Raw genomic sequence first — 3,742 nt, 5'->3', positions numbered from 1 at the left:
GCATTGGAGATCGCCGCGGCCGGGTCGCATCACCTGCTGCTGATCGGCCCACCCGGCTGCGGCAAGACCCTGCTGGCCTCGCGGCTGCCCGGCCTGCTGCCCGAGGCCAGCGAAGCCGAGGCGCTGGAAACCGCCGCCGTGCATTCGGTCAGCGGCCGCGGCATCGACCTGGCGCACTGGCGTCGGCGGCCGTTCCGCGCGCCGCATCATCTTTCCAGCGCGGTGGCGATCGCCGGCGGCGGCCCGAACCCGCGGCCGGGCGAAATCTCGCTGGCGCACAACGGCGTGCTGTTCCTGGATGAGCTGGCCGAATGGGGCCGGCATACCCTGGAAGTGCTGCGCCAACCGCTGGAGTCAGGCGTGGTGACGGTGTCGCGCGCCGCGCGGCAGTCCGATTTCCCGGCACGCTTCCAGCTGGTGGCCGCCATGAACCCCTGCCCCTGCGGCTGGGCCGGCGACCCCTCGGGCCGCTGCGGCTGCAGCGCCGAGATCGTGCAGCGCTACCGCGCCAAACTCTCGGGCCCGCTGATGGACCGCATCGACCTGCAGCTGGCCGTGCCCCGCCTGCCGCCGCAGGACATGCGCCCTGACGCCCCGCGCGGCGAAGCCAGCGCGCCCGTGCGCGAACGCGTGCTGGCCGCCCGCACCCGCCAGCTCGCGCGCAGCGGCCGCCTCAACGCCCACTTCGACCAGGCCCAGACCGAGGCGCACTGCCGGCTGGAGCCGCACGACCAGGCGCTGCTGGAAACCGCCATGGAATCGCTGCAGCTTTCGGCCCGCGCCATGCACCGCATCCTGCGCGTGGCCCGCACCATCGCCGACCTGGCCGCCAGCGACGGCATCGCCACCGCCCACCTGGCCGAAGCGCTGGGCTACCGCCTGCTCGACCGGGGCGGCGCCGGCCAGGCGCCGTGAACTAGACCGACGGCGCCAGGTGCGCCGGCTGCACCGGCACCAGCTGGTCGAGCTCCATCGTCCGTATCTCGCCCGAGCGCCGGCCGAAACCGACGATTGCGATCGGCCCCTCGCGCAGCGCCGGCAGGTCCAGCGCCTCTTCCACCGCTCGGTCGCTGATGGCCGCAGTGACGAAGCAACCCAGGCCCAGGTCGGTGGCCGACAGGTACATGGTTTGCGACAGGTGGCCCACGTCCAGGTGCACCACGCGCCAGGCCTTGGTGTGCCGGCGGTATTTCCAGAACAATCGATCGAAGCGCGCCGTCATCACCACCATCGCCGGTGCATTGTTGAACCAATCCTGGCCGGCCACGAACCGGTGCGCCAGGCCGGCGGCCTCGTCGGCCGACAGCATCCGCATCGGTTCCAGGGCATGGTCCATCGACAAGTAGTGGTAGATGCCGGGGGCGAGCCCTTCGACCCTCTGCACCAGCACGTAGGCTTCCACCGCATGCAGCCCCCCGCCGGCCGGGCTGTTTTTCTTCACGGCTACCGCACCCGGCGCCAGCTCGCGCGTTCCCACGGCACCCCATACCCGCCGCATCATCGTCGCGAACTCCGCCCGGCCAAGCACGGCCTCGCCGTCGAAGTTCCGGCAGGTCCGGCGCGCCGCCAGCAGGGCGTCGAAGTCGCTTTGCACGGGCGCAGCCAGAGGCAGCGGCGCGACGGCGGGCACGCGCCGGTAGCTGGGTTCGGGTGCGGCGCCGAACGCTTCAACTATTTGTTCACTGCTCATCATCAGCCCGCGCTCGTTGCGGGCCTGGATGTCCACCTCGCCCCAGCCGCCGTGGGCGTGGGCCACCAGCGCCAGCGGCCACCAGGCGATGTCGCGCGCCGTCTGGTCGCGTGCGCGCCAGGCGGCCTGCTCTTGGCCATGCTCGGCCAGCAGCAGGCCGACGGCCAGCAGCGAATCAACGATGGCGGCGTCGTGCCGCTCGCAAAGCTGGGCCTGGTCAACCCAGTCCTCGCACGAAGTCGCCTGCAGTACCGCCAGCTGTTCCAGCGTCACCGGCTCGGCCGCGGCCAGCTGGGGCGCATAGGCCAGCCAGCGAACGCTGCGGTCCATGCCGTCGCCGCCTTCAAGCAGGCTGGCGAACGAAAAGCGAGGCGCCTGGTCCAACTCCACCACCAGCTGGTGGCAACGACGAACACGCATGGCGGGCAGATCCGGAAAGGCGGGCGGGTGACAGTGACATCCGGGCGGTTTATCTTGCAACTGCGATCCGCACAGTGCCCGCCACGCCGGGGCAACCACTGCAGACGACCCAGCCAACCCGGACCGGGCCACGGCTTATTGCACCACCACCAGGGGACACATCATGCCGTTCAAGCTTTCCGAGGACACCGTCGATACGCTGTTGGACAAACTCTCCAGCGACGACGCGTTCCGCGCCCAGTTCCAGAAGGACCCGCGCCAGGCGCTGGCCTCGGTCGGCCACGCCGCCGCCAAGGACACCTCCATCGACGAAGGCGCCTGGGTCTGCATGAGCGTGAACCAGCTGGCCAGCAAGGAAGCCATCAAGGCCAGCCGGGATGCGCTGCGCACGCAGCTGCTGGCAGAGAAAGCCGCACACAACCCGATCTCGCTCGAGGTCGCGAAGCGCTGAGCCTCAGCGCTCGCTGAAGCGATGCCGGACCGGCGCAAGCCGGTCCGCATCCGGCCATGCGGCTGCAAAGGCCGCCATGGCCTGGTCGGCTTCGGCCAGCTGGCCGCGCTGGCGAAGGTAATCGGCTCCGGCCCGCAGCGCCAAGGTACTTTCAGCCACGTTCATGGCCTGCCAGTGGCCCAGGCTGGTGCTTTCGGCGAAGGCGCGGCCGCGGTTCCCTGCCAGCCAATCCGCCGTGGCGGCCGCTTCCGGCCATTGCCCTGCGGCCGCCTGTGCACGCATCAGCACGGCACGTTCGAAGTAGCTTGCTTCGGGCCCGTCCAGCTTCAGCGCCGCCATCGCCCCTTGGGCATCCCCGGACGCAAGCGCAATTTCCGCTTCAACCGACCGGCGCATGGCGGCGTTGGCCGGGTAGGCGACCACCAGCGGGTCATCGCGCACCAGCGCCAGCATGCGCCGCGCCAAATCGGCGTCTCCGGAATTGGCCGCCATCCAGCCCGCCGCCAAGGCCTGGAACACCACATGGCGGCGCAGCAGGCTGTCGGCGCCCTTGAGCCTGGCGGCCTGGGCGTCGGCGTGGGCCTTCAGGTCGGCGGCGAAGGTAGCGTCCGGGGCCAGGCTGCGCAGCGCCAGCGTGATCCCCGCCTGGTTCCAGCGATTGACTTCGCTGACCGCGGGAGCCTGGGCGGCCTGCTCCAGCGCGCGGCTCGCCGCGAGGGCCTTGCCGTACTGGCCGCGGTCGAGCGGCAGCGACACTTCAATCAGCCGGGCCTCGATGTCGCTGGCCGCCGAACCGCTGTCGCGCTGGGTGGCCATCTCGCGCTCGGCCTCGCCATAGCGCCTCTGGGCGACGAAGGTTTCAATGTGGTCGCGCTTGAAGCCGCTGATGCCCAGCGATTGCGCCAGTTCGAAATGGTGCTGGGCCTGCGGGTAGCGGTTCAAGGCCAGGTTGTACACCCCCGCCTGGTATTGCGCGGTGCCGCGGCGTGGATTGCGCGTCTCCAGCGCCGGCCCGATCATCGCCAGTGCGTCGGCGCTGCGCAGCATGTCGTGGTGGGCGAAAAACGCGAAGTTGGCGTGCGCGCGAAACTCGTCGGGATAAATGTTGGCCAGCAGGGTGAAGCGCTCAAGCGCGGTGGCCGGTGAGTCGAGCGTGGCCGCTGCCCCGTCCAGGAACAGCG

Annotated in this window: 4 protein-coding genes; 2 read left to right on the top strand and 2 right to left on the bottom strand. The window is 70.5% G+C overall.

What is annotated here, in order from left to right; translation table 11 throughout:
* The coding region (locus K0M70_RS13695) for a YifB family Mg chelatase-like AAA ATPase (protein WP_290782849.1) at positions 1–915 on the top strand (915 nt) is incomplete at its 5' end.
* A gap of 1 nt (position 916) precedes the next feature.
* Here K0M70_RS13695 and K0M70_RS13690 read toward each other — a convergent pair.
* On the bottom strand, positions 917–2,110 hold the full coding sequence (locus K0M70_RS13690; protein WP_290782848.1) for a putative peptide maturation dehydrogenase: 1,194 nt from the start codon (positions 2,108–2,110) through the stop codon (positions 917–919).
* A 163-nt stretch (positions 2,111–2,273) separates the two neighbouring features.
* Here K0M70_RS13690 and K0M70_RS13685 point away from each other — a divergent pair, with 163 nt between their 5' ends.
* Positions 2,274–2,561: an NHLP-related RiPP peptide gene (locus K0M70_RS13685; RefSeq protein WP_290782847.1), complete on the top strand. Its 288-nt coding sequence runs from the start codon at positions 2,274–2,276 to the stop codon at positions 2,559–2,561.
* A gap of 3 nt (positions 2,562–2,564) precedes the next feature.
* Here the strand turns inward: K0M70_RS13685 and K0M70_RS13680 are convergent.
* On the bottom strand, positions 2,565–3,742 hold a 1,178-nt coding region (locus K0M70_RS13680), incomplete at its 5' end, for a hypothetical protein (protein WP_290782846.1).

It is taken from the genome of Arenimonas sp., assembly GCF_019459675.1.
Lineage (GTDB): Bacteria > Pseudomonadota > Gammaproteobacteria > Xanthomonadales > Xanthomonadaceae > Arenimonas.
This window is presented reverse-complemented; position numbering and strand designations above follow the sequence as displayed.